Source organism: Vibrio sp. R-1 (assembly GCF_035615595.1).
GTDB classification, from domain to species: Bacteria; Pseudomonadota; Gammaproteobacteria; order Enterobacterales; family Vibrionaceae; genus Vibrio; species Vibrio cholerae.
Genome location: NZ_WPDC01000181.1, coordinates 1 through 1512, shown reverse-complemented (window position 1 = coordinate 1512; position 1512 = coordinate 1). Strand labels below are relative to the sequence as shown.

The 1512-nt window shown below is 39.1% G+C and carries 2 protein-coding genes; both read right to left on the bottom strand.

Going from position 1 to position 1512, the window contains the following annotated elements; genetic code table 11:
* Positions 1-811 (bottom strand): glycosyltransferase family 2 protein (locus GOU96_RS17420; RefSeq protein WP_324702057.1); only part of this gene is annotated, 811 nt, incomplete at its 3' end.
* Positions 801-1512, bottom strand: a 712-nt coding sequence (locus tag GOU96_RS17415) for a diguanylate cyclase domain-containing protein (RefSeq protein ID WP_324702056.1), incomplete at its 5' end; no start/stop codon positions are given. The genes GOU96_RS17415 and GOU96_RS17420, both read right to left, overlap by 11 nt.

Sequence of the window (1512 nt, the reverse complement as noted above, 5' to 3'; positions counted from 1 at the left end):
CAAACGTCAGTTTATGCTTTGGATAACGTCGTTTATACTGTTTTAAACGCATCGTCAAATCGAGATCTTCTGCGGTATGAGTATCCCATCCACCAACCCGAGACAACACCTGTTTCCTAAAAGCGCCAAATGCACCAGAAATATTATTGAGCACCCCCCAATTCGCCATGCCGGTCTTACCCGCTTGCATTGAAAGCATATACTCCAGAGCCTGCATTTTAGTCAGAATATTTTTATCATGATTCCTGACACGTAATGCACCTCCACTGGCAATAACATTGGCAGAAGAAAACTCGCTGACCATGGTCATCACCATATCATTATCAAACGAAGTATCACCATCGACATTCATGATAATGTCACCGGTGGCAACCGAAAGTCCGGCATTGAGAGTTGATACTCGGCCACCACGTTGCCACTTTGGCACGACTCTTACTTTTCTGTTTTTAAGGCCTTTGTATTTTCTCTCTCCGTGTAATGCTGCAAGATATGTAGCCTTATTCTGCACAGCGCCATCCACAACGGCTAAGATTTCAATGTTCCCTGGGTACAACTGCTCCGCTAAAGTATCTATGGTAACGCCTATCGCGTCACCCTCGCCGTAACAAGTAATCACAATACTTACAGAAGGGTATTGATTGACTGTATGTTGTGGCTGATTGTAAGCCCATCTAAAAATCCCAGTAAAAACCAAGAGATAAAGAGGCAACTCTACAACTATCACTCCTGGGAAGAGAAGCATCCATAAAATATGGTTACTTAATAACATCCCAACAAAATGATGTAGTAACATCCAGCTATCATGAAGCATAAACTTCACCAATAATTTTTTCGATCCACATATCTATTCCATCATTAAGAGATGGTTCTGGTAGCCCCCAAGCAAATACATTTAACTCAAAACGATCATCTTCAATGAGCCCACTTAATTGTGTTAGTTTTTGTTTTAATGCTGGTAAACTTGCTTCTGGTGTTTTTGGCATTAACACTAATAAGATGTCCTGCCGATATTGACAACATATATCTGTATCGCGAAGCATACCACTTAATCTAAGTGTAATTTGCTCAATAAGAGAAAAGAGTTTATTTTCACCATATTGTTGATTGTATTGTTTAAAGGATGGTAAGTGTAAAGCTAACAACAAATGTGAATCTTTATGACGTAAAGCGACTTTGTTTACCCACAACACCAGATTTTTAAAAAAGCCAACGTCCACTTTACCTTTAATTGATAATTCTGGAGCATGAGAAGTTTTACCATGTTGATAAATATACTCACCTTGCTCACCTAACATAAACTTATAGATCTTTCTTACTATTAACTTATCTGGAGAAGTTTTTGTTGAGCATGTCAGGCATTGACAAACAGTTTGTGCCTCAACAAAATGATGAGAGCAGCTATTACAGGTATAATTTTCAAGTGGCCGATCATAATCAACACCTATATGTCGTAACTGCGTAAAACACTTTGGACACTCTAGCTTTCCCCTGCGTAAAAAATGCTGTTGATCA